Below are 23,719 nucleotides of genomic sequence, written 5' to 3'. Positions count from 1 at the left end.
CCCCAGCAGGACTGGCCGCAGGAAGAAGATTCCAGCCCTTCACCTCTGGGAACTCTCTCTAAGGTTCAAAAAACCGGCCCTATTGACAGAGGGATCGTGATTTCCGCATCCATTGCCACGCTCCTTCTGATTGGAGGAGGAGTGCTGAGCTACATTTTTTACGATAAAGGAGAAAAACTCATCAAACGGGCCAATTTCTTGAAAAGTGATATTTACGCACTCACTGACGAAACAGCGCTTCTACGGAAAAAGTATGATCCGGTCAGGCAAACGGCGGAAACCCTTGCCCAGGCATTCAAAGAAACAGAACAGCTTCAAACTTCCCTGGAAGCGAAAAAAAAGGAAATTGAAAAAATCAGGCAGGAACATTTACCTACCCTGTCAAAGCTGAAGGATGTCCAACAGGCTATTGATGTTCTGGAAGAGAGGAAAAAAGCACCCAACCCCATCCATAAACCGGAAAATCATTCAACGCCTTCCCTTGCCCTTCATCCCTCTACTTCCCCTGTTCCTGACCTCTCGCCCGTAGGACCAGGTACAGTTCAAGTTCCCGAGCCCCCTCCGATTATTTCCGATTCCCATCTTGACAAGCAAATGGTTGAGAGAGGAATAGCTTACCTGAAAGCCCGCCAGACAGGAAATATCGCCAGCCTTTCCAAAATGTTCGCTCCTCGCAGCAACTATATGTACGCCAACGGGAAAGAAGTGGACAACGAATTCATTATGAATGATATTCAGAAGTTTTGGGACAAATGGCCCATCCGCGACTACCGCTTACTGAAAGTTGCTTATTCCGGAAACACCATTGAGCTGGTTTACTTTTACGAATGCTCCAATTACCGGGGAAAGACCATCCGGGGGTATACTAAGGAAATATGGCAGACTTCACCCTCCGGGCAAATCATCCAGTGGAATGAAGTCCTCAACAGCAGGGAAGCCCCGGACGCCACAGCCGGCTACCGATCCCTCAAAATGAATTATTAGAAACAGCCGTCATGAAAATTCTGATCATTATTGCCGGCTTCCTTCTGTCTCTGGGTTCCTCCGGATGGTTCATCCGGACTTATTATGGCAGGGATGCCGAATACCGGCAGGCCCTGGAGGCAGAAAGGAGCTTATCTGAGGAAAAAGCCGAACTGGCAAAAAAACTGGCCAAAGACCTGAAGACCATTGAACAATCGAACTCTCTGGAAAGCATTCGCACCAGAATGGAATACCTGCGGCAACAACTTTCACGGCTTGATGAAGAGCGCCGGGATATCCTGAACAGCGAAGAAGAACTGCGCCTCCTGGAAGAACGGCTGAAGGACCTGAAGAGCCAACTGTCCGAGTAAAACTTTCCGGGAAACACGGTTTCCAGACAAAATATCAGTCAATATCAAGGAACTCAGCCGTTCCCGCTTGCCGCCATCCTTACCATTTATGAATACACCACAGCAACAAAACAGGCCGGACACCATTTCACAGGCGAACATGGCCGCCCCTCCCCGGCATTCCATACAGGGACAACCGAATCCCGTCCCCCAGGAAACGCGGCGGGCGAACCGTCCCATGCCGCCCCATCAGGAAGAAGCAGCCCCCCACCCCTCACCATCCCGGACACCATTCCCCGGGACATCCGCCTCCCGTGCTACAGGAAATCATGCCGGAGCCTTCCCTCCCTCCCAGGGACGGCCAGGACAAACACGCCCGGCAGCAACTCAGCAATACAACCGCCCCATGCCTCCCCAACAAGGCGGCCGTCCAGCCCAGTCCCCTTATTCCGGGCAACCTCCGCTTCAACAGCCGGGACTCCGCCCGCAGGGAAACGGCTCGGCCCCCTGCCGCCAACCCGTAGTACGGCAAGCCCCTCCCCGGCAACAAAACAGGCCGGCGTATCACCCTTCCCAGACTCCCCAGGCTTCCGACAACGGTCTGGACGACTACATCGGAATGAACCAGGCGGCTAAATCCGCCGCTCCCGGTTTTATGGAGAAGGAATTTATGCCCACTTTGCTGGATGCCTACTCCATTGCCGTTAAAAACGCCCTTTCCATTGTTCTCGCCATCCTGCTCTGGATACTGACTCTCTGGATTCCGTACATCAACATCGGCACCACCATCGCCCTGTGTACGATGCCTCTTGCGCTGAGCCGGAATAAGCCCATCTCCCCCACCTTTATTTTCGACAAACGTTACCGCCAGTTCTTCGGGGAATTTTTCCTGACCGGCGGGCTGATGCTTGCCGGCATCCTGGCAGGGGCCTTATTTTGCGGATTTCCGGCCATCGTCATCCTCATTTCCTGGTCATTAGCCCCCATGCTTGTGCTGGACAAAGGCTGCAATGCCTCGGAAGCGCTGACGCTCAGCAATAAATATACCTACGGCAACAAATTCCTCATCTTCATCCTTTTCCTGGCCCTTCTGGTGAGCCTTGGCGTTCTTCTCGGTATTTTGGGTTTCATCCTGGGAGCTATTGCAGACGCCTTAGGCTTTATCGCCATTCTTCTGGCGATCATCCTCATTCCGGCTACGGGCGTAGGACTTATTGCCGCCATCTACAAACGGCTCGTTTACCAGAATTCCTCCCCCTCCTGACACACTCATCCCCCCGGAATGCCGGAGCATTCCGGACAACCGCCCTCAACCGTCCCCATGAATCTTCCCTCCGCGGCCTGCCTCCTGCTCCTCTCCGCCGCATCCCCCCACGCGGCGGAAACGCAGCCGGAGGCGCAGGCGTCCGCCCGGCCAGCCATATCAGGCAAAACCGGAACCACCTCCTTCACCACCGCTCTCCCGCCGTTTGCGCTGCGTTACGCCTGGTTATGGCCCTTCCGGAAAAATTCGGATAAGAGGCAGGGGGCGGCTCCCGGCCCCCAACCCGCCATACAGGGAAAAACATGGGAGGCATGCATGGCGGAGGCCAGGGAAAAACTGGGACAGGGCGGTGGATATGCCTGCACGGGCAAAGCGCTGGACAATTTCATCCAGGCGTTTTCCCGGGATGAACGGAAAGGCCTCCGGCTGCAGCCCGGAAAAGCGCGGCCTTCCTTCTGTTCTTCCGCCGTTTACGGCGCGCTGCTCCTGGCGCTGGAGCTCTGGAACTCCGGCAGGGAAGAAAACGGCCTGGACGGGAACGCCTGGCAGGCCCTGGCCCCCAGAAAAGCCCCGGACGGCACGGGGGCCTGGGGCTGCGCCAACGCCAACGGCCCCGGCCTGGCCGTCCTGATCCATAAGCTGGGAGGAGGGCACAGCTTTACCGAATGGGAAAAAGCCCGCTCCGGAGACATCATGAAACTGTGGTGGACGGAAGCCGTCGGCGCGAAGGAACGCGGCCATTTGACCATCTATCTCTCCCAGACGGAAGACAGCCTGACCTTCTGGTCCTCCAACCAGTCCAACTCCGGGAAAACGCCGGGCTACGGAACCAAAACCATCCCCAAGTCAACCGTCAGACACGTCCTCTTTACCCGCATTACCAGGCCGGAAGCCTTCGCGAACGCCCCCCATGTCGGAACGGATCCATGGCTGGGCTCCCTCCTGAAAAAAACCGTCACGATGGAAGAAGCCCTCAGCCGCTGCGGCCTCACCCCGTCACCCTCAACAAAAACCATCCAACCATGAACTATCCTCCCCCTTCTCCCATGCCCCGTTTATCCATCCCCGCGCTCGTGTGGAGCGGATGCTGCGCCATCGCAGGAATCACTCTTATCGTCTACACCTGCCAGCACTACGCCCAATGGAGCAAAGCCCTGCCCGGTTCCGGGGAATTGCGCGCCCAAGTGGAGCACGCCCGTAAAATCCGTCTGCGGCATTTTTCCCTGCAGCTGGAATGGCAGGAAAAATCCATCGGCATGGCGCTCACGGAACAGCAAATGGCCAAATTGAAAGAAGAAACTTCCCAAATCAAACGGGAGATATGGGAAGAGGAAAGCGCCTGGAAGAATCTCGCAGAACAGATTGACCGTCAACAAACCGCACTACTCCAGGCTCAGGCGGAAATGCAGTTTGCCAAAAGCGCGCTCAGAGCGGCGGGAGTCAGACAGAAAGATATAGAAAACCGCATTTCCTCCCTGGAGAACGAATTACAGGAAAAAAGCCGTTGATTTATCGAACGCCATGAAGAGATTGACCATTTACTCCACCCTTTTCCTTGCCCTGTGCCTGTCCGCCTGGGGCCTTTCCTGGTACGCCCTCACTACGCTCCGCAGCGAAACGCGCTCCATGGATCGGGAACTTTCCTTCTTCAATGAACAGGAAGAGCGTTATCAGAAAACCATTCCCCAGCGGATAGTGGATGAAAAACGTTTCCGGCAATTCCCTTCCACCATAGAAAAGTTCCGGGAGATGGCCGTCCAGCACCGGCAAATAGCCGGCCGCAGACAGGCTGTGGCGGACGGCGTCTTTCAGAAGTACCTGGATAAAATTCTGGCGTCCGCGAAAGAAAAAGAAAAAAGAATCATCCTGCTTCAGCAAATCACAAAACAGCTTGAACAAGAAGCCCAGCAATTAACCCACAAACGATAAAATACCGCCATCTTATGAAAACCATCCTGGCGAGCGTCTGCCTGGCCTTATCCTTACTACTCCCGGCACAGGCAACGGGATATGATATTCTCCTGCCCTGGTTGGCCCCCCAAGGGTTAGGATTTACCTTAGGCAAGGCTATCCTTGATTTTGCGGAAGACAAAAAAAGATCCGAACTTGACACGCTGGTCTTGGACAAAACCCTGCCTCCTCCCGCCGATATCCCAGACGCGTTCAACAAGATCACCACCCCTGTAGCAGCTTCCTTCCTGGCATACAGCAGGCTGCACAACAAAACGGTAGATGAGAACAATTTTTTCTCCAAGGGAATTGCCTGGTCTTACCTTGTCATCCGACTTCATCAAGCTGACAAGGACAATAATCAGACAGGGTACGTTACCGGTTGGTATGCTGGTGCCAATGGATCCGATTATCAGACTTATGGCGCTTTTGAGAGCGTATCCAGGGCCTTTATAGGACGCTGGAACCGATCCGGGAAAGACGGTCCGATGGAACTCCAGTGGCGCCGGGTAGATCGAAAAGGGGAGGGGAAGATCCACGATTCAGAAGGATACGAACATTTTATTCATGGGAAAGCTGATCCGGACAATGCCACCATCTGCGGCGACTGGGAAGCGTATAGCGAAAGACTGAAAATACAGGGCATGGAGCATCAAAAAGGAACCATGCGCATCATTCTTGAACGACATGGTCACGGAGACTATTCCTTTAATATGAACAAGGTTAAACGTTCACGGGCATGGAATGACGAAAAAGTTAGAAAAGCCGTTAACGATTTCAATGCTATGGCGTTTGTTTTCGGCACAAAATACTTCTCATGCTTCTTCACTCACGAGGAGCAGGAACAGCTTGTGGCTTATTATGTGGATAAGGCATGGGACTTCTATGCAGAAAATCTCCCACCCAATATTAAATCAAAAAAAGGTGATATTTTAAAATTTAAAGTTAATCTGAAACATCAATTCTATTCAGATAACTCATCTAGTCTTGTTCCTATGCAATTCTCACTTTCTCCTCCCTGGATATTAAATATATCAACGGGAACATTTCTCACAAACATGGTTGAAGATAAAAAACGATTTAAGTCAAGATTGTCACTGATCGCTCATGAAGTATTAGGACATGGAATATTTTTTCGTTACTCCAGACGATTCATTAACAATATCGCTAATGAATTATTAAAGGAAAATTTTAAAACAGATATAGAGATTGGAGGAAACAAACAAACAATTAATATATCATCATATCCGGATAAAGATGGACGCGCTACCAAAGCTATTGAAGAAGGTCTAGCCGTTGCTGCTGAATATGCCGTTTACCAAAAGGAAAAAAAGATATGCATAAGTCTCTCAGATTTCATGCAAATTCGATATATAGATTCCAATGGCATGAAAGCAGCTCTTTATAAATTAGGCGTAGATTTTCTGATGAAAAAAGGTATTATAAATAATAAGGGAGAACTGAATTTTAAAGAAATTTACTTTGACCGTGAATACTCAACTAAATAACTGCCATTTTATAGATTTCCATACATTGAAAACCCCATGAAAAAATCGGAAAACTTGTCGGATGTCTTTCATCATGTTGCCTCCATCATTCAAAAATCCCTGACGGGAGGAGATTCTCTGACACGAGCGGAAGAAATCATCGCCTTCATCATTGTCTCCTCACTGATAGCCTTTATCTTATACCTTGTAGCCTTTTGCAGGAAAACGCTGAAGCCGAATGTTGAAAATATTGCTCCCATGGTCATTGTCCTGCTGATGGGAATATGCCTGGTAGTAACCATCTACGGCTACATGACGGAAGGCTTTTTCCCAAGCATGACTCTGTTATGGATCTTCAGCGGCATTACCCTCGGCATAGGAAAGGCCATGGGGTTCTTCCCGGAAGAGGACACTTCCGGGAGCGTCATTCAAGAAACAATGGCCGAATGGAGGGCAGAGGATAAATACGCAAATTCTCTTGAAGGTAAAAGCATTGTATTCGACGATGGCACCAGAGCAACTATCCGGGGCGAAGACCTGGAATCTTCCATGGAAAAATGGGGGCTTCGGCTTGGAGCGCTCGGAATCGGTCTAGCCATAGGAGCCGCCATCATCGGACCGCTTGCCTGGATAGCATGCGTCTGGCAGGCATTTGAGGCCGGATGTATTGCCTTTAATCAAAAGCCTGAATAATCCCACGTTTTATGTTGAACATCTCTATAAAACCGGAAACAGCTTCCTCTGAAAAAAGCGGCTGCTCTAACAATACCCAGACCTATGCTCATGGAGAAAGTTATGACGGAGAACTTAAGAACGGATGCCGGCATGGGAAAGGGACCTACCACTTTCATGATGGCTCTTGGGTCCTGGGAACATGGGAGAACGACAACCTGTCAGGCCAAGCCATCTTTTACCATGCAACACAGCAACGGACTGACCAGGGAACTTTTTGCGGGACCTCCAGAAAAGGCCATGGAACGATGACATGGAAAGACGGCCATATCTATGAAGGCACATGGAACGATACGGAAGAAGGGTTGCAAGGCAAGGGAGTCATGTGCTCTCCAGAAGGAAGAAAAGAGGAGGGAAAATGGATAAACAATTCCTGGAAAAGAAGCTTTTCTTATAAAAATTCATTTTACGACGTCATCTATCCCATTCAAAAACACCCTGTTTCTTCCCTGGTTTCTTTATTCATTATCCTCGCGTTGCTTATCCCTGGAATAGCCATTGATGTAAAGAATTGCATTTCGGATCCCTATGCCATCTATCTGCTCATGGGCGACTGCTTCCCATCCGCAAAAAACACTGCCTTCGTCAATTTGGCCTACCTTCTATCAGGGGTGACGCTACTCATCATCGCCATATACGGACCTGTCTTTAGACGCATTTCCGGGATCCACTATAATCCGCTGACAATAATATTATTGTCAGCGATGTCCCTTGGCGGGGCCATGGGGTTTCTTCAAACATCCTACAGAGGAGAAGCCTATTATATCATTACCACCATATTCAGCTTTTATCTTCTTATTTTCCTGACAAAATTCTATTATAAATCCGTTCGATTTGAATTTGCGCTCATGGCAGGCATCCTGTTTTCATGGCTGTCTATTTTGCTTTTCAGGAATTCCTATTATCTTTTTGAAGGCATGCGATGGCCTTATGCGATTCCGCTATTGTCGGTACTTGCCTGTTTTGCATTGGGCCGCATCAAATATGAACAGAACGGATCTTTTTCCAACCACAAATCATTGACCTTGGCGATATTGGGTATTTTCATAAATTCAATAATCTTACAACCCTGTCTGAATATGGATAAAATTTTATCTTCTTTAAAACATTTACCCTTTTTCAATTAATGGATATTCTCCCATCCTTCTCTTTCCTCATCATTGCCGCCTTGTGCTGGAGCCGGTCATTTGCCGGAGACGTCCAATCTCCTCCGTCCCTGGAAGGGGCATCGCTGGAAATTCACGCAAGAAAGGAAGAATATAAGAATTTGCATCATGAGATTTTTCTGAATTTAAAGGACGGCCTTTCCTGGGAGGGGAGTGAAGACAAAATCGTTACATACAAGCCTAAAGGGAAAACCGCTCATATCATTGTCGCTTATTGTGATAAGCATAAAAAGAATCATTCTTCCGGGGAAATGTACGAAAAGGATCCATCCCTGTTCAGACACTATTATTTATCAGGGGAACAATCCTATGAGAAGGCAAAGGGAAAAAACCCGAAGCCGGCCACCATTACGTTCACAGACAAGGGAGGCTATTGCTATTACAAAGGGATTCTTCAGGGCTATCTTACCTGCGATCAAAAACAGGAAGCGGAAAATCTCACCGGGATTCCGGTAACTATTATGCTGGATGGAGAAAAAACTCCCGATCCGGAACTGACAGCTTTGCTCGGCCAGCTTGACAGCGGAAAACTTACGGGGCGCCAAGCCAACTGGGTGCGTCAGGAGCTGCTCGGATATTGGACGGAACGGCTCCATAAAGCGCATTCGGCCCTCATGGAGCATTACTCCCATGTTCCGGCCATAGCAAAAAAATTGAAGGCGGCTCAGAAGGAATGGGAAAGTTTCCAGGACTCCCTGGGAGAGGCATATGCCGCATGTCTGACGGAAGAGGATGAAAAAGAACAGAACAGCCAATGGTTTCAGTTTAACATGCTCCGCCTGGACTGCAGTAACACCGAGCGGCATTGCCGCACTCTGGAAGAACTGCTGGACATTATCAAGATGAACGGTCTCTAAGCGGACGAAAACTACCAACCATCACCATATTAAATACATATGAATATCGCAAAGACATTCCGCACTTTTCCCGGACAGGCGGAGCCATTAATATTATTCGAGCTGCCGCATTCATTCTTCTTACCGTCCCGGCTTCAGCGCAAATACCGCCGGAGGCAAAGATGCTGGAACTGACTTTTCAGGAACAGGAAAGGAAAATCAACGACGCGGCTTTTGCCAAGTATAAGCCGGAGCTGGTCAGGCTCATGAATGAATGCGTCAAAAACGAGGATTTTGAACAGGCCAAGCATATCAAGGATATTCTCGAACGGAAGGCCCTGCCCGGCATTCAGAAAGAGGAAAAAGATGACTACTCTCATTTCATCGGGCAATGAGAAGAAACGGCGGGAGGATACGTTTATTTAAGCCGCTTTGATGGGAAGCAGGCACAGCAGAAGTCCGGCAATACCGGATGGCTGGCCAAAGGCGGAGTGGACAAGGATTTTTCATCCCCTGACATCATCAGGCTCAATGAAACCCGGACGGTATGGTTCTACTGGGTTAAAACGGACCGCAACGACCATATTTTCCAGGTTAACCACGCTACCAAACTGGTTTCCCTGTTAAAGCGGAAGGGAGCGCGCGAAAAAGAAGCGAATCGCTCTGCCGATTCTTCATCTTTCCCAGAATTCGACCTTCTTTCTGAGAAAATTCATGCCGATATGGCAACCGGCAAGGAAAAATTGACCCGGCAATACGCTCAGGCCCTGCAAAAAAAGAGCAGGGAATGGGGTGTTTCCGGCCATTTGGAAGCGGCTATCTGGGCACGCAAACGAGCCAAGGGATTACAAAAGGGAAATCATGAGGAAAAACAGCAACTCCAGGACATCACCGGGACATGGGGCTTCCCTTCAGGCGCTGTTCAAATTAAGGATCCGAAAGAATTCCGGATGGAAGGAGAATGCATGACGTTCGAATATCTGCGGTCCTTAAATGACAGTGTCCACCTATTCCATATCCAGGAAACCAAGCAGAAGAAAATGGTAGCCCGGATTAACAACCTGCTCCTCATTATCCCTTATGACTGCCGCGGGCCATTCCAGGAAGGGGTGATGAAACCCTGAGCTTTTCCGGAAAAGCACCTCTCTTTTACGGAAGGCCCATTTCAGAAAAACCGTAACCCATTGCCTTTCCTGAATCAGTGTTACCCCAGCCTGCCCCCGGCTGCCGATGATTTTAAGGACATCAGCTTGGGCAGGGCCGTATATTCACGGCCTTTTTTCATCAGGCCTCCGGCGCTCACCAGATTCTGGAGTTTTTCGTAAATCCTCAGCCTCAGGATTTCCTCCCCGCCCAGGGACATGTGCTTTGCTTTCATCACGATAACGGCACGCTGAAAAATGTCATTGAATTCCAGCATGCCCGCTTCATGAAGAATGAGAATAAGCTCATCAGTCACCAAATCCGGTGTCTTGCGCGAGGAATGTGATTTCCTATCCTCCAGCATGATGATAGGACATTATCATGACACACTTCCAGCCGTCAAGTTGATAAAATCTGCGTCATCTCCCGCCGGCATATGGCTCCAAGAGCATCCAAGGCGGCTGGCCCGATCAGAGATGAGGCCCTGCTCCGGAAACCGGAAACGAGCTGCCGCCTCTCCTCACAGGAGGATTGCTTATCCGGAGGAGGAAATTTTTCTGCAAGAAAAGGAAGAGGGGAGCTCGTATTATCTGCAGTCCGGGCAATACGGAGCCTGTTGCAGATATGAAAGGAAATAAATGGTCCATTTTCAGGTTAGGTGCAGCCGTAGCTGTTTTTTTCAGCCCTTTTCCCCTGCAGGCCGGAGAATTCACATTGATGAGCTATAACGTAAAGAACGGCACCGGCATGGACGGCAGGAGGGATTATGACCGCACGGCCCGGGTAATCGCGGAGGAAAAACCGGATGTCGTGGCCCTTCAGGAGCTGGACCAGGGAACCATAAGGAGCAGCGGCAGGGATACCCTGCAGGAATTGGCCGCAAGAACAACGTTGACGGGAACCTATGCCAAAGCCATTAATTATTCGGGCGGGTCCTATGGAGTAGGCATTTTATCCAGGGAAAAGCCTCTGGGCGTCAAACGGATTCCTTTGCCTGGCAGGGAGGAGGCCCGTGTGCTGCTGATGGCAGAGTTCAGGGATTACTGGTTTTGCGTCACGCATTTGTCCCTGACCAGGGAAGACAGCAGCGCTTCCATCGATATGATTGCCGCCCTGGCCGCAAAATGCAGCAAGCCCTTTTTTATTGCAGGAGATTTCAATTTAACGCCGGATTCGGAACCGATAACCCGGATGAAGAAGCATTTCATCCTGCTGAACGATCCGGCCCAAAAAACGTTTCCCGCCAAGAATCCGGAGGAATGCATTGACTACATCTGGATGTACAGGGGAAAAAAGACGGAGGCGTTCCATGTGAAGGAACGCAGGGTGATTGAAGCCCCCGCCGCCTCCGACCACCGCCCGGTTAAAGTGACGGTCAGCTATTGACATGATGTTTCCGGCCCGTCAACGGGTAGCCCGCGGGGCATTGACGCCGCCCACCAGCAGCACGATTTCCCCCCTGGGGGGGCGTTCCGCAAATTCCGCCGCCAGCCGGGAGGCCGGACCGCGATGGTAAGTTTCAAAGGTTTTTGTCAGTTCCCTGGCTACGCAGACGGGAATATCCGGATCCAGCGCCGCCAGAGCCTGCATGGTTTTGACGATGCGATGGGGGGATTCATAAAAAATACTGGTATGGGAAGCTTCCGCCGCCGTTTGGAGCACGGCGTTTTTTTTCCCGGATTTGACGGGCAGAAAGCCGCCGAAGAAGAAGGCGTCCGTAGGCAGTCCGGATCCCACCAGAGCCGTCACCACGGCGGATGGTCCGGGAAGGACGGTGAAGCTTATTCCCTTTTCCTTGAGCGTCTGAATGAGACGGTAGCCCGGATCGCTCACGCCAGGCATGCCCGCATCACTGATCACGGCAAAGCTTTCCCCGCCGGCCGCGCGCGCCGCAATTTCCCCGGCGCGCGGCTGCTCATTGTGGTCATGCATGCTTATCAGCGGTTTGCGGATTTCATAATGGGAAAGCAGAAGGCCGGAATGGCGGGTGTCTTCACACGCAATGACATCCACCTTGCGCAGCACGTCCAGCGCCCGCAGGGTGATGTCCGCCCGGTTGCCGATAGGCACCGAAACAAAATAAACGCTGTATTCCACTTCCTCCATAAGCACAAATTTTCCTGAACCGGGCGGGATTAGCCATTGGTAAGGGTTTCCGCAATGGAAGTGGCCACCAGCCGGGCCGCATAGGAAAGGGCATTCGTGCGGGCCGACTGAATGTTGCCCTGGTCAAAGAATTGACCTACTTCCTCCGCAGAGCCGGCATACAGGATTTCCTGCGTTTTGGCGTCCACCACACGGTATTTGACAGCCAGGCGCAACCCAAGTTCCGTACTCTTGTAGGTGTCTTCCCGGCTGGAGCGCAACTGGTCGAAGGTGATGGAGTACACTTCCCCCTCCACCCGGATATCCGCATCCGTTCCGGAGCTCAACCGGTAGGTGCCGTCCCGTTGCAGTTCATCCGCCAGCGCGCCGGTCACCAGCGTGGCGGCGCGGGGTTCCAAAGAGTTGTTGGCAAAGAGGCATACCTTGACGGTCCGGGCCAGTTCCAGCCTGGGCGGCTTGGTGCCGCCGAGCTGGTAGCCGCAAGAACCGGCCAACAGACAAAAAACGGGCAGAAAGAGTTTGAAAACGTTCCGGATACGGTTCATGAGGACGGAGAATTCCTGTTATCTGCTGGTCACGCGCAGTTCTTTCAGGCGGGCCTTCGCCCTGGCGGCGGCGGCGGGATTGATGCTGCCTTTGGAGGCTACTTCCTGGTAGCAGAAGACGGCGGCATCCGTATCTTTCATCTTGGTCAGGTAGTATTCCGCCACTTCCAGCTGCTGGGCCACCAGCTCACGCTTCATGGCCGCCAGATCGGCGCGGGCCGCTCCTGCCCGGGCGCTGTTGGGATAACGCTGAAGGTAGTCTTCATAAGCTTCCTGGGCGCGGGCCACATTGACGTGGTTGCGGTCACCGTCCGCAGCGGCCTGGCGATACAGGGTGGCAATCTGGAGCTGGGCCGTGGGGGCCAGCGGAGAGTTGGGGTAATTGTCCACCAGATTTTGATATGCCTCTATGGCCTCCTTCATCCGGCCGCGGGCGGCCAGATAATTGCCCAGCACGTTCATGGCCTGCGGGGCGGTAGGGGCGTACGGAGCGTTGTCCCGCACATGTTTCAGCCATTCCGTGACGTTCGTGGGATCCATCCTGACGTCAAACATCCACAACACGCGGTTGGTCAACGCGCCGCTCGCAGCGCCGAAGGCCATTTCCTTCTGCCGGGCCATGGCCTGCCTGTACAGGGGGCTGTCCGGGTGGCGGTCTATGAGCTTCTGGTACTGGTCAAACGCATCCGCAGGTTCCTTGCGGGCCTCATGAAGCTCCGCCATTCTGAACCGGGCCTGGGGAGCTTCCCTGGAAAGGGGGTGCTTTTCCACCACGCGCCTGTATTTCTTAATGGCCCCGGAGAGATCATTCTTCGTTTCCTTTGCCCTGGCTTCCTGCATCAGGACAATCGCCTGCTGATCCACCATGCGGACGGTTCCGGGGGGGGGAGGCGCCTCCGAAGAGCATTGGCACAAAGCCAGCGTCCCGGAAACGGCAGCCATCATGAGAAGCAGTTTTTTCACATTCATGATTTTACAGCAGAAAAAGAGGGCGCGTCAATCCGGCGAACGCAGATTGACGCGCAAAAGGAGTTAATGGCCCTTGCCGTACACGGCCTCGGCATCAAAAACGACGCCTCCGTCCGCTTCACTCAGCGTGACGGGTGCCCCCTGGGGCTGGGCTTTCAGTTCATCTCCGAACGGAACGGAACGGTAAAAGCAGGAGTGGTGCCCTGTGTGGCAGGCGCCGGCGCCGCACTGGTCCACCAGCACAATCAGGGCATCCTGGTCGCAGTCAACCAGAATTTGCTTCACTTTTTGCACGTGGCCGCTGGTCGCGCCCTTATGCCAGATTTCCTGGCGGCTGCGGGAATAGTAAACGGCTTCCCCCAATTCCATGGTCATGCGCAGGGATTCCGCATTCATATAGGCCAGCATCAGCGGTTCATGGGTAACATGGTCCATGGCGAGGGCCGGGATCAGGCCGTTCTGGTCAAATTTGGGGGCGAATTCCACGCCTTTTTCCACATTCACCTTGCCGCGGTCGGCAAAGACAATCCGGGATGAGATGTCGTTTTGTTCCATAACCGGCCCCCTTAGTACATGAAATATCCGACATATACCAATCTTTTCTGTTGCCCTGACGCAACGAAATGTTTTCATAGGAGCATATGGCATTTACGGCATCCCAAGCGTTCGACCTGCTGCGCACCGCCTTCTCCCGCAACCGGCTTCCCCATGCCCTGCTCATTGTGGGAGACGAACACCAGGGAGCCTCCCGCCTGATCCTGCAATTGCTGGAGCTGATGAACGGCATCCGGGCAGACCACCTGGATAGTGTAAGGGACGAGTATTGCCGGCTGGTGCGCCCCAAGTCCAAGTCGCGCCGCATCCTGCGGGATGATATCCGCGCCGTGGAACCCTTTTTGCAACAGCGCGCGGCGGAGGGGAAATGGAAGATAGCCGTGTTCATGGATGCGGAGCGGATGAATGACGAGGCCGCCAACGCTTTCCTGAAAACCCTGGAGGAACCACCCGGCCAGTGCCTGCTCATTTTGTCCACCTCCCAGCCGGACCAGCTTCTTCAGACGATTATTTCCCGCTGCGTGCGCGTCAATCTGCTGCAATCCGGGGAATTCAGGCTCACCCCCATTCAGGAGGCCCTGCTCCCGCACTGGCTGGAGACCTGCCGCAATCTGAATAATGACCTGGCAGCACTGGCCTTCCGCAGCAGGTTCATGGACGTCATGGCGGAAGCCAAGGCCGCCATCACCAAAAACCTGAACCAGGCTCTGAAAGATGAAGCCAGGGAAGCGGCCCAGGGCACGGACGCCTCCGACTGGGAGGCCCGCAATAAGGACGCGAACGCCGCCCAGATAGAGACGGAATACCTGGAACAGCGCAATCAGGCCCTGGAATTGCTAATCAGCTGGTTCGGACAGGCAGCCCTGATTGCCTCAGGAGCCCCGGAAGTCACTCCGATTCATCCGGAGGTGCGCACGCTGGCCGCACAGATGCCCGTGAACGAATTGCTGAAGCGCATGGAGGCCCTCAACAAGCTCCGTGATGATTTGAATTTCAATATTCACGAAGCCCTGGCCCTGGACGTCCACCTGCTGGCGGCCGTCGGGTCCTGCTGACCGAACAACCCCGCCTGCCACCGTTGGGCCGCGCCCCGCACCGGAAAAGGCGTAGAAGGTCAGTATTCTTGCTTTTCCTTCCGGAGCAGGGGCGCCATGATTTCCTCATAGGCTCGGAATTTCTGCTCATACGTCAGCCGCGCCGCCGCCGGACTGGTGGAGGGCATTTGAATGACGGAAAGCGTTTTCCGAAGGAACAGCTCGGGAAAATACCGTTTAAGGTATTTATGGGAAGCGGTGCCGTTGCAGCAGACCACGCCGATGCCCGGGAAGCGATCCAGCAGGGCCGCAATATCGTTGGGCCGTTCCTGGGAGATGTGCTGATCCAGGCTGCCGGGCCTGACGCCGGAGGCCACTACGTCCCACAGCCCCACCCCGCCCCGGTTGAGCAGGGACAGGCGTTCCTCATATGGCAGGGAGGGATCAAAGCCCAGAAGGGCACCCATGATTTTCCAGAATGCATTGCGGGGATGAGCGTAATACTGGGCCTGACGCAGGGATTCGTCCCCCGGCAGGGAACCGAGCACCAGCACGGAACAATCCGGGGTGACGGAAGGAGGGAAGGAGCATTTTTTCACGGCTGGAAACGATCAGGGGTTCTGCATGCCGGAATGCCGGCGCACTTCCTTCATACTCACTTCCTGCCGGAGCAGGGAGGACAGCCACGGGTGGCTTCCCACGGAGGGGGCCAGGTTGAACCGCTCCGGCCTGGTGATGCGCGTGAAAATGACGCGCCTGATTCGGGATTTGGGCACCGTCCTGACTCCGTAACCGTCCGGAATGTTGGAGGACCAGAACGTTACCTGCTCCCCTCCGTCCTTCACCAGGACGGTCAGATGGCCGGATTCCCGGCGCCCGATGCGATCCGTCCAGAAAATTTTCATGAAGTCTCCGGGGCGGGCCTTTCTCCAGTCCTCAAAGTTGATGCCGGCCCCCAGTCTGTGCACCAGGACGGCCAGGCCGGGGCCATTGGCGTTCGCCCATCCCCACGGCCCTTCCCCGTCATGCTGGCCGAGGCGGGGGATGAGGGCCAGCCACGCGCGTTCGGAGATAACGGGCCGTGGCTGTACAGAGTCCCATATCTCCAAAGATTTCAAAAGGAGCAGGTAGCAGGCGGAGGAACAGAAGGAGGGCGCGGCGTTACGGAGAAGAAAAACGGGACGGCGCGCGCGGGGGTCCCAGCGGCAGGTTTTCTCCGCCAGGGCCTGCATGGCTTCCCTGCTTGTCTGGTAGCCGCCGCCGTTCCGGAATTGAGAAAGCCCGGTCCGCAGGGCCTGGTACCAGGAAGCCGCCCCCGAAGACGCGGCGCTCCCCCGCCCCGTGGAAGAAAGGTCCGCAGCCGCGGCCGCGGAACACAGCAATCCGAGACAACAAATCAATGTCAGGGCATTCCTCATCCTTGCCCCGCAGGGTATACGGACAGCGGAAAATATCAAGGGCGGATTGCGTACGGAGCTGTACGAAAAGGAAAGAAGGCCATAGCCTTTTCCCCGGAATTCCTGTTGTTTTGTCTGGACTTATCTTCCGGCGTCCCGTACTGTGCGTCAGGTCACGCGCCGGGTATGCGGAGCGGAGAGGCAACGCACCTTGGGCGGACCTTGTTTCCGGCATTTATTTTTAACCACCACGGACCACATAGAGGCATCATACCATGGCAAAACGCGAAGATATCCGCAAAATCCTCATTATCGGCTCAGGCCCCATCATCATCGGCCAGGCCTGCGAGTTCGACTACTCCGGCACCCAGGCCTGCAAGGCCCTCCGCGCCGAAGGTTACGACGTCGTTCTGGTGAATTCCAACCCCGCCACCATCATGACGGACCCCGGCATGGCGGACCACACTTACATTGAGCCTCTGACCGTGGACCGCATCACGGCCGTGATTGAGAAGGAACGCCCGGATGCCCTGCTCCCCAACCTGGGCGGCCAGACGGCCCTGAACCTGGCTTCCAAGCTGCATGAGGAAGGCATCCTGAAACAGTATGGCGTGGAAGTCATCGGCGTGGACCTGGAAGCCATCGCCCGCGGCGAAGACCGCATCATTTTCAAGGAAACCATGGACAGGATCGGCGTGCCGGTCGCCAAGTCCGAACCCGTCTATTCCGTGGAGGAAGCTGAAAAGGTGGCCTCCGAGCTGGGCTACCCCGTCGTGCTGCGCCCCGCCTACACCATGGGCGGCACGGGCGGCGGCATCGTTTATAACGTGGAGGAACTGCGCCAGGTGGTCCCCCGCGGCCTGGCCGCCTCCCTCATCAACCAGGTGCTGGTGGAAGAATGCGTGCTGGGATGGGAGGAACTGGAACTGGAAGTCGTCCGCGACGCCAAGGGACAGAAGATTACCGTTTGCTTTATTGAGAACGTGGATCCCATGGGCGTGCACACCGGAGACAGCTTCTGCGTGGCGCCCATGCTGACCGTTCCGCAGGAAGTGCAGGACAAGCTTCAGGATTATTCCTACCGCATTCTGGACGCCATCGGCGTCACGGGAGGAACAAACGTGCAGTTCGCCCACAACCGGGAAGACAACCGCATCATCGTTATTGAAATCAACCCCCGTACGTCCCGTTCCTCCGCCCTGGCTTCCAAGGCCACCGGCTTCCCTATCGCCTCCGTCTCCACCAAGCTGGCTTCCGGCGTCACGATGGACGAACTTCCCTACTGGCGCAAAGGCTCTCTGGAAAAATACGAACCTTACGGCGACTATGTAGTCGTGAAGTTCGCACGCTGGGCCTTTGAAAAATTCCCCAAGGCGGCCGACAAGCTGGGCACCCAGATGAAAGCCGTGGGCGAAGTAATGAGCATCGGACAGAATTTCAAGGAAGCTTTTCAGAAGGCGGTGCGCTCTCTGGAAATCGGGCGCGCCGGCCTGGGCCGCGTGAAAAAGCTGGAAGCCCTCTCCACCCCGGAATTGCGAGAAAAAATCACCTACGGCAACAGCGAACGCTTCTTCCAGATTTATGAACTCCTGCGCCGCGGCGTGACCGTGGGGGAAATAGTTAAACTGACCCGCATCACTCCGTACTTCATTGAACAGATGAAGGAACTGGCGGACTTTGACTTTTCCCTGGACGGGCAGGACTGGGATTCCCTTTCCGCGGAAACCCTGCGCCAGGCCAAGGAAATGGGCTTTTCCGACAAATATCTGGCCCAGATTTTCGGAGTGCCTGAAAAGACCGTCCGTGGCCGCCGGCAAAAAGACGGCATCACGGCCACCTTCCGCATCGTGCCCGTCAGCGGCGTGGAACACGCGGAATACTACTACTCCACTTACAGCGGCGCGGCGGACGAAGTTCCCGTAAACGACAAAAAGAAAATCATGATTCTGGGCGGCGGTCCCAATCGCATCGGCCAGGGCATCGAATTCGACTACACCTGCGTGCATGCCGCCTTCACCCTGCGCGACCACGGATATGAATCCATCATGGTGAACTGCAACCCGGAAACGGTTTCTACGGACTTTGACACGGCCAACAAGCTGTACTTTGAACCCGTGACCGTGGAAGACGTGCTGGCTATTTACGAGAAGGAAAAGCCGGAAGGCGTCATCGTCCAGTTTGGCGGCCAGACCCCGCTTAACATCGCCCAGGCCCTCAAGGACGCCGGCGTGAAAATCATGGGAACCCAGCCGGAAGGCATCCGCCTGGCGGAAGACCGCGAATATTTCCGTGAACGCATGATCGCCCTGAATATCCGCCAGCCGGAAAGCGGCACGGCCCGTTCTCTGGAGGAAGCCGTGGAACTGGGGCGCCGCATCGGCTACCCGGTCATGGTGCGCCCCTCCTTCGTGCTGGGCGGCCGCGGCATGGAAGTCATTTACGATGAAGAAAACCTGAAGCGCTACGGCGTGGAGGCCATCCAGGTCAGCCCGGAATATCCCATGCTGATTGACCGTTTTCTGGACAATGCCATTGAAGCGGAAGTGGATGCGCTGGCCGACGGCACGGACACTTTTGTAGCCACGGTCATGGAACACATTGAGCTGGCCGGCATCCATTCCGGAGACTCCGCCTGCGCCATCCCTCCCGTGACAATCGCGCCCAAGCACATCCGCACCATTGAGGAACATGCCGCCAAAATCGCCCAGGACTTCCAGGTAAAGGGTATTCTGAACGTGCAGTTCGCCATCTGCAATGATGAGGTTTACATCATTGAGGCCAACCCCCGCGCCTCCCGCACGGTGCCTATCGTCTCCAAGGTAACGGGAATCTCCCTGGCGCGCTACGCCACGGAAATCATGCTGGGCAGGAAACTCAAGGAGCTGGGCCTGAAGCCGCGCGCCTGCCGTTTCATCGGCGTGAAGGAAGCCGTTTTCCCCTTCAACATGTTCCCGGAAGTGGACCCCGTACTGGGGCCGGAAATGCGCGCCACGGGCGAAGTCATGGGTATTGCGGACAACTTCGGCATGGCCTACTACAAGGCCCAGGAAGCTGCGGGCTGCATTCTGCCTACCGCCGGCAAGGTGCTCGTCACGGTTTCCGACCGGGACAAGAAGTTCATCGAACCCATTGCCCGGGATCTGATTTCCCTGGGCTTTACGATCGTCTCCACCGGCGGCACCGCAGAATACCTGCGCGGCCAGGGCGTGGAAACGGAAGTGGTCAACAAGCTGCATGAAGGACGCCCGAACCTGGGCGACATGATCACCAACAAGCAGATCGACCTGATTATCAACACCCCGGTGGACCGCACCAGTATGATTGACGATTCTTTCATCCGCATGCAGTCCATTCAGAAGAAGATTCCGTACATGACTACCATCGCCGCAGCCAGGGCTACGGTGGAGGGCATCCGTTCCGCCCAGCACGTGAAGGTATCACCCCGTTCCCTCCAAGAATACCATTCCTGAACGGGAAATATCCATTCTATCTGAACAATGCCCCGCATGGACCATGCGGGGCATTGTTTATCATCAGGCTAACGTAAAAACGAGAAATTGGAGAAACTCCTCTCTTCTTCCCCGCGCCGCAGGCATAAATCACATTCCCGCTATTTCCGCACAAATCAGCGTGGCGTTATCCTGGTCAGCGGAGTTTTCGCGGCTAATACCGCCCAGGATGGAACATACCAGTTCCGCTGCGGGAAGCATGGATAAATAAAGTATTCGCGCCGGCTCCAGGGATTGCAGATAAGACTCTACCCCGTCACTGGCGACCAGAAGACGGTCTCCGGGAACCAGCGGGAAGCAATCCTCCCGCAAATCCACCAAAGGAATTTCCTCCCCCATCAGGGCAGAGGTCAAAAAATTCCGGGAAGGATGGTTCAAAGCTTCCTCCCGGCTGATAATCCCTTCATCCGCCATTTGGTCCAGTTCAGAGGAATACTGATGCAGCTCATTAAGCAGCAATATCTTTTCTTTCCGGATGAGTAGAAGAAGGGAATCCCCCACGCTGGCCCAACGTAGCCCATCCTTCCCTATCCAGGCCGCTACCAGCGTCGTTCCCATTTCTTCATCCTTTCCTCCTTTTTTCCGGACAGCGCATACCTGTTCATTCGCAGCGTCCACCGCGGACTTCATTCTTTCTCCGGGAGTGGGGAATTCCCGTTTAAACGCCTTGGAAAATCCTTCCACGGCCGCACAGCTGGCCAGTTCTCCGCCAGTATACCCTCCCATGCCGTCCGCCAATACCAGCAACAGGGAATCATCCCCGGTCAGAATGGAAAAGGAATCCTGCTGGTTTTCGCGGGCGCCCAGAATTTGGTCTCCACACAATCCGGAAACCTGAAAAGACCCTTGATAAAAAGACTGCTGCATCATGATAATGAAATACTATACTACAGCAGAGCCGCCGGAATAAAGAAAGAATGTCAAAAAAACCTGACTGGATTTCTGGAATGCTTTTTCTGGAGGCCATGAATGAACGCCGCATCCTCAGCCGCTCCCCAGATACACCACAGTTTCATTCGGAACCGTAACGCGTCCCTCCGTTTCAAACCGGTCAAACAACCTTTCCAGGGCGTCCAGCCAGGAGGACCGCTCTTCCCCTCCCTCCGTCAGGGCATAGGAGGCGGACATCATGCGGCGGAGATACTGCTCCCGCGTGTAGGACAAATCATTTGGGAAGCGGAATACCCGGAAACGGTGGTTGAAAAACGCTCCAATGCTGTCCGTCAACGTCGCCAGGCCGCCACTGAATCCATCAAAGCGCGGACAGTAAAGACGGTGGATATCCCCTTCCTCCCGGACAACGGGACTGTCTTCCACCCTGGAGTTCCAAATCAGGGCGACCCTGCCGCCTCTGGATAAAATACGGCGGCATTCCCTCTTGAACGCGGCGGCGTCAAACCAGTGGAATGACTGCGCCGCCGTCACCAGATCCACCGAAGCTCCGGGGAGCCCGGTGCGCTCCGCCGTTCCCTTCACGGAATGAAAATGGGGAAAAGCAGCCAGCCGTCTCTCCGCTTCCTCCTTGCCCGGTGACCGTCATGCAGAAAGGCAGGCGGGAAAGATTGCGTTCCCTACTCATTCCCCGGCAACATGGGCGGAGCAGCCCCTACAGATGGCTTTACAAGTCCTTCATGAACTTTTAGTATCCGGCTCAGGCCCGCCTTTCCCGGATTGCGTCCTGACTACGGGAAAAACGAACATCTGCGGGTTTCATTTTTCAGACAGCGCCGCCCATGTTCGGATATTACAGACTTGCCTCCGCCGTCCCCCAGCTCCGCGTGGCTGATGTGGACTACAATGTCAACCAACTTACGGAGGGATTCCGGAAAGCCGCGGAACAGCAGGCGGCGGCCGTCGTTTTCCCGGAACTGTGCATTACGGGCTATTCCTGTGGAGACCTTTTTTTCCAGCCGAACCTGAGGAAAGCGGCCCTGGACGGTCTGCTCCGCTTTGCGGAAGCCACGGAAGGCTCCGGCACGATTGCCGTGGTGGGCCTGCCTTTCCTTCATGAAGACGCCCTGTACAATACGGCGGCGATAGTTCAGTCCGGCCGCATTCTGGCGCTGGTGCCCAAAACCGTGCTCCCCAACTACCGGGAATTCTACGAAAAGCGTCAATTCACCTCCGGCAAGGAATTGGGTACAGGGGTGAAGGACGTCACAGTCAATGGGATGCGTATCCCGTTCGGGACGGGAATCGTTTTTCATGAAGAATCCTCTCCCTTCAGTTTTGGCGTGGAAATATGCGAAGACCTGTGGAGCGTCATTCCTCCCAGTTCCCGACTGGCTCTTCTGGGGGCCAGAGCCATTCTCAACCCTTCCGCAGGAACGGAACTCACCGGTAAGGCAGCATACAGGAGGGAACTGGTCAGACAGCAGAGCGGCAGATGCCTCTGCGCCTATGTCCTTTCCTCCGCAGGTGTGCATGAATCCACCACGGACACCGTATTCGGCGGCCATTCCCTCATTGCGGACAACGGCAGGCCAGCAGCGGAGGGGGAACGGTTCTGCAGGGAAAGCACCCTCATCTTTGCGGACGTGGATTTTGAACGGCTGGAGGCGGCGCGCCTCTCTGAAAGCTCCTTCAATGACAGCAAATCCCTTTTCCCCGCCGGGAACGCCCTGCATCTGGTCCTGCCGGAACAGGTTCCCGGAGCGCCCGGCCTGGAATACGCTTTCAACCCGGCACGGCCCTTCCTGCCTTCTCCGTCCCGCCGCCGGGAACGGTGTGAGGAAATCATCTCCATCCAAACGGCAGGTCTGGCCAAAAGAATGGAACATACCTGCGCGCAACGGCTCGTCATCGGCATCTCCGGCGGGCTGGACTCCACACTGGCCCTGCTCATCAGCGCCCGCGCCTGCCGGGCGCTGAAGCGGCCGGCCTCGGACATTCTGGCCGTGACGATGCCCGGCTTCGGCACCACGGACAGAACCCATGATAATGCCGTAACCATGTGCCGCCTTCTGGGCGTGGAACTCCGGGAAATCCCCATCTCGGAATGCTGCCTCCGGCACTTCGCCGACATCGGGCACGACCCCGCCGAACGTACCACCACTTATGAAAACGTCCAGGCCCGCGAACGCACGCAAATTCTGATGGATCTGGCCAATAAAATCGGGGGGCTGGTCGTGGGAACAGGGGATCTGTCGGAAATTGCCCTGGGATGGAGCACCTACAATGGGGACCACATGTCCATGTACGCGGTCAACTGCTCCATTCCGAAGACGCTGATACGCTGCCTCATTGAACACATCGCGGAAGGATCATCCCCGGAACTGGCCGCAACCCTTGCGGACATCAACAGCACCCCCGTCAGTCCGGAACTCCTGCCGCCGTCGGACGACGGCACCATTGAACAGAAAACGGAAGACGTGCTTGGGCCTTACGACCTGCACGACTTTTTCCTCTTCCACTTCATCAAATACGGGGCGGAACCGGATAAAATCCTGTACCTGGCGGAACATGCCTTCCGCGGCGAATTTCAGCCGGACTTCATCCGCCGCTGCCTCGGCATCTTCATCCGCCGTTTCTTCCGTCAGCAATTCAAGCGCAGCTGCATGCCGGACGGCCCCAAGGTGGGCACCATTTCCCTTTCCCCGCGCGGGGACTGGCGCATGCCTTCCGACGCCTGCGGGACCGTGTGGGAAAAAGCCATCTCCCATTACTGAGACCTCCTATCCGGAAAGCTGCGGAGACGGCTTTTCCCGGAACCC

Annotated in this window: 26 protein-coding genes; 17 read left to right on the top strand and 9 right to left on the bottom strand. The window is 54.8% G+C overall.

The features are described from left to right. The 13 genes from B3075_RS05300 to B3075_RS05240 form a co-directional block, all read left to right on the top strand. On the top strand, positions 1–984 hold a 984-nt coding region (locus B3075_RS05300), incomplete at its 5' end, for a DUF1348 family protein (RefSeq protein ID WP_290488275.1). An 11-nt stretch (positions 985–995) separates the two neighbouring features. Then, positions 996–1,334 (top strand): hypothetical protein, encoded by a 339-nt coding sequence (locus B3075_RS05295; protein ID WP_102738277.1) that lies wholly within the window; start codon positions 996–998, stop codon positions 1,332–1,334. Positions 1,335–1,627: 293 nt separating this feature from the next. Further along, positions 1,628–1,837 carry a hypothetical protein gene (locus tag B3075_RS05290; RefSeq protein WP_146023224.1) on the top strand — a complete coding sequence of 70 codons (210 nt, stop codon included), beginning with the start codon at positions 1,628–1,630 and terminating at the stop codon, positions 1,835–1,837. A gap of 95 nt (positions 1,838–1,932) precedes the next feature. Beyond that, entirely contained in the window at positions 1,933–2,577 is a 645-nt protein-coding gene (locus B3075_RS05285) for a hypothetical protein (protein WP_102738279.1), read from the top strand. A gap of 57 nt (positions 2,578–2,634) precedes the next feature. Beyond that, positions 2,635–3,603, top strand: coding sequence for a hypothetical protein (locus B3075_RS05280; RefSeq protein ID WP_102738280.1), 969 nt, complete (start codon positions 2,635–2,637; stop codon positions 3,601–3,603). Next, positions 3,600–4,085, top strand: a complete 486-nt coding sequence (locus tag B3075_RS05275; RefSeq protein ID WP_102738281.1) for a hypothetical protein — start codon at positions 3,600–3,602, stop codon at positions 4,083–4,085. The genes B3075_RS05280 and B3075_RS05275 overlap by 4 nt, the downstream gene beginning before the upstream one ends. 13 nt (positions 4,086–4,098) lie before the next feature. Beyond that, positions 4,099–4,506, top strand: coding sequence for a hypothetical protein (locus B3075_RS05270; protein WP_290488276.1), 408 nt, complete (start codon positions 4,099–4,101; stop codon positions 4,504–4,506). A gap of 14 nt (positions 4,507–4,520) precedes the next feature. Next, positions 4,521–6,035 carry a hypothetical protein gene (locus tag B3075_RS05265; RefSeq protein ID WP_290488277.1) on the top strand — a complete coding sequence of 505 codons (1,515 nt, stop codon included), beginning with the start codon at positions 4,521–4,523 and terminating at the stop codon, positions 6,033–6,035. 36 nt (positions 6,036–6,071) lie between these two features. Next, positions 6,072–6,707, top strand: a complete 636-nt coding sequence (locus tag B3075_RS05260) for a hypothetical protein (protein WP_094139195.1) — start codon at positions 6,072–6,074, stop codon at positions 6,705–6,707. 11 nt (positions 6,708–6,718) lie between these two features. Further along, positions 6,719–7,873, top strand: a complete 1,155-nt coding sequence (locus B3075_RS05255) for a hypothetical protein (protein WP_094139194.1) — start codon at positions 6,719–6,721, stop codon at positions 7,871–7,873. After that, positions 7,873–8,769 (top strand): hypothetical protein, encoded by an 897-nt coding sequence (locus B3075_RS05250; protein ID WP_290488278.1) that lies wholly within the window; start codon positions 7,873–7,875, stop codon positions 8,767–8,769. Before B3075_RS05255 ends, B3075_RS05250 begins: the two co-directional genes overlap by 1 nt. 161 nt (positions 8,770–8,930) lie before the next feature. Then, a complete protein-coding gene (locus B3075_RS05245; RefSeq protein ID WP_290488279.1) occupies positions 8,931–9,143 on the top strand; it encodes a UvrB/UvrC motif-containing protein in 213 nt (70 codons plus the stop codon). Positions 9,144–9,239: 96 nt separating this feature from the next. Next, positions 9,240–9,872 carry a hypothetical protein gene (locus tag B3075_RS05240; protein ID WP_290488280.1) on the top strand — a complete coding sequence of 211 codons (633 nt, stop codon included), beginning with the start codon at positions 9,240–9,242 and terminating at the stop codon, positions 9,870–9,872. 80 nt (positions 9,873–9,952) lie between these two features. On the opposite strand, the gene B3075_RS05235 is transcribed toward B3075_RS05240, so the two are convergent. Further along, positions 9,953–10,255 carry a hypothetical protein gene (locus tag B3075_RS05235; RefSeq protein WP_290488281.1) on the bottom strand — a complete coding sequence of 101 codons (303 nt, stop codon included), beginning with the start codon at positions 10,253–10,255 and terminating at the stop codon, positions 9,953–9,955. Between the two features lie 353 nt (positions 10,256–10,608). Here B3075_RS05235 and B3075_RS05230 point away from each other — a divergent pair, with 353 nt between their 5' ends. After that, positions 10,609–11,277 carry an endonuclease/exonuclease/phosphatase family protein gene (locus tag B3075_RS05230; RefSeq protein ID WP_290488282.1) on the top strand — a complete coding sequence of 223 codons (669 nt, stop codon included), beginning with the start codon at positions 10,609–10,611 and terminating at the stop codon, positions 11,275–11,277. Positions 11,278–11,295: 18 nt separating this feature from the next. Here the strand turns inward: B3075_RS05230 and rsmI are convergent, their stop codons facing one another. The 4 genes from rsmI to hisI all read right to left on the bottom strand — a co-directional run bounded on the left by rsmI (position 11,296) and on the right by hisI (position 14,066). Next, on the bottom strand, positions 11,296–11,997 hold the full coding sequence (rsmI, locus tag B3075_RS05225) for a 16S rRNA (cytidine(1402)-2'-O)-methyltransferase (protein ID WP_290488298.1): 702 nt from the start codon (positions 11,995–11,997) through the stop codon (positions 11,296–11,298). Between the two features lie 29 nt (positions 11,998–12,026). Continuing rightward, positions 12,027–12,542, bottom strand: a complete 516-nt coding sequence (lptE, locus tag B3075_RS05220) for an LPS assembly lipoprotein LptE (protein WP_290488283.1) — start codon at positions 12,540–12,542, stop codon at positions 12,027–12,029. 18 nt (positions 12,543–12,560) lie between these two features. Beyond that, positions 12,561–13,511 (bottom strand): outer membrane protein assembly factor BamD, encoded by a 951-nt coding sequence (locus B3075_RS05215; protein WP_290488284.1) that lies wholly within the window; start codon positions 13,509–13,511, stop codon positions 12,561–12,563. 63 nt (positions 13,512–13,574) lie between these two features. Next, on the bottom strand, positions 13,575–14,066 hold the full coding sequence (gene hisI, locus B3075_RS05210) for a phosphoribosyl-AMP cyclohydrolase (RefSeq protein ID WP_290488285.1): 492 nt from the start codon (positions 14,064–14,066) through the stop codon (positions 13,575–13,577). An 86-nt stretch (positions 14,067–14,152) separates the two neighbouring features. Here hisI and B3075_RS05205 point away from each other — a divergent pair, with 86 nt between their 5' ends. Further along, positions 14,153–15,121 (top strand): hypothetical protein, encoded by a 969-nt coding sequence (locus tag B3075_RS05205; protein WP_290488286.1) that lies wholly within the window; start codon positions 14,153–14,155, stop codon positions 15,119–15,121. A 59-nt stretch (positions 15,122–15,180) separates the two neighbouring features. Here the strand turns inward: B3075_RS05205 and B3075_RS05200 are convergent, their stop codons facing one another. Then, positions 15,181–15,699, bottom strand: coding sequence for a DNA-deoxyinosine glycosylase (locus B3075_RS05200; protein WP_290488287.1), 519 nt, complete (start codon positions 15,697–15,699; stop codon positions 15,181–15,183). A gap of 12 nt (positions 15,700–15,711) precedes the next feature. Further along, positions 15,712–16,518, bottom strand: coding sequence for a hypothetical protein (locus B3075_RS05195; protein WP_290488288.1), 807 nt, complete (start codon positions 16,516–16,518; stop codon positions 15,712–15,714). Positions 16,519–16,772: 254 nt separating this feature from the next. Here B3075_RS05195 and carB point away from each other — a divergent pair, with 254 nt between their 5' ends. Next, positions 16,773–19,967: a carbamoyl-phosphate synthase large subunit gene (gene carB / locus B3075_RS05190; RefSeq protein ID WP_290488289.1), complete on the top strand. Its 3,195-nt coding sequence runs from the start codon at positions 16,773–16,775 to the stop codon at positions 19,965–19,967. A gap of 129 nt (positions 19,968–20,096) precedes the next feature. Here carB and B3075_RS05185 read toward each other — a convergent pair whose 3' ends face one another. After that, positions 20,097–20,876 (bottom strand): PP2C family protein-serine/threonine phosphatase, encoded by a 780-nt coding sequence (locus B3075_RS05185; protein ID WP_290488290.1) that lies wholly within the window; start codon positions 20,874–20,876, stop codon positions 20,097–20,099. 114 nt (positions 20,877–20,990) lie between these two features. Continuing rightward, on the bottom strand, positions 20,991–21,509 hold the full coding sequence (locus tag B3075_RS05180) for a methyltransferase domain-containing protein (RefSeq protein WP_290488299.1): 519 nt from the start codon (positions 21,507–21,509) through the stop codon (positions 20,991–20,993). Between the two features lie 230 nt (positions 21,510–21,739). On the opposite strand from B3075_RS05180, the gene B3075_RS05175 reads away from it, so the two are divergent. After that, positions 21,740–23,674, top strand: a complete 1,935-nt coding sequence (locus B3075_RS05175) for an NAD(+) synthase (protein WP_290488291.1) — start codon at positions 21,740–21,742, stop codon at positions 23,672–23,674. Positions 23,675–23,719: the final 45 nt, after the last annotated feature.

This window comes from Akkermansia sp. UBA7090 (assembly GCF_002493465.1).
Taxonomy (GTDB): domain Bacteria; phylum Verrucomicrobiota; class Verrucomicrobiia; order Verrucomicrobiales; family Akkermansiaceae; genus Akkermansia; species Akkermansia muciniphila_A.
The sequence above is the reverse complement of the archived record's forward strand: the minus strand, read 5'-3'. Positions and strand labels throughout refer to the sequence as shown.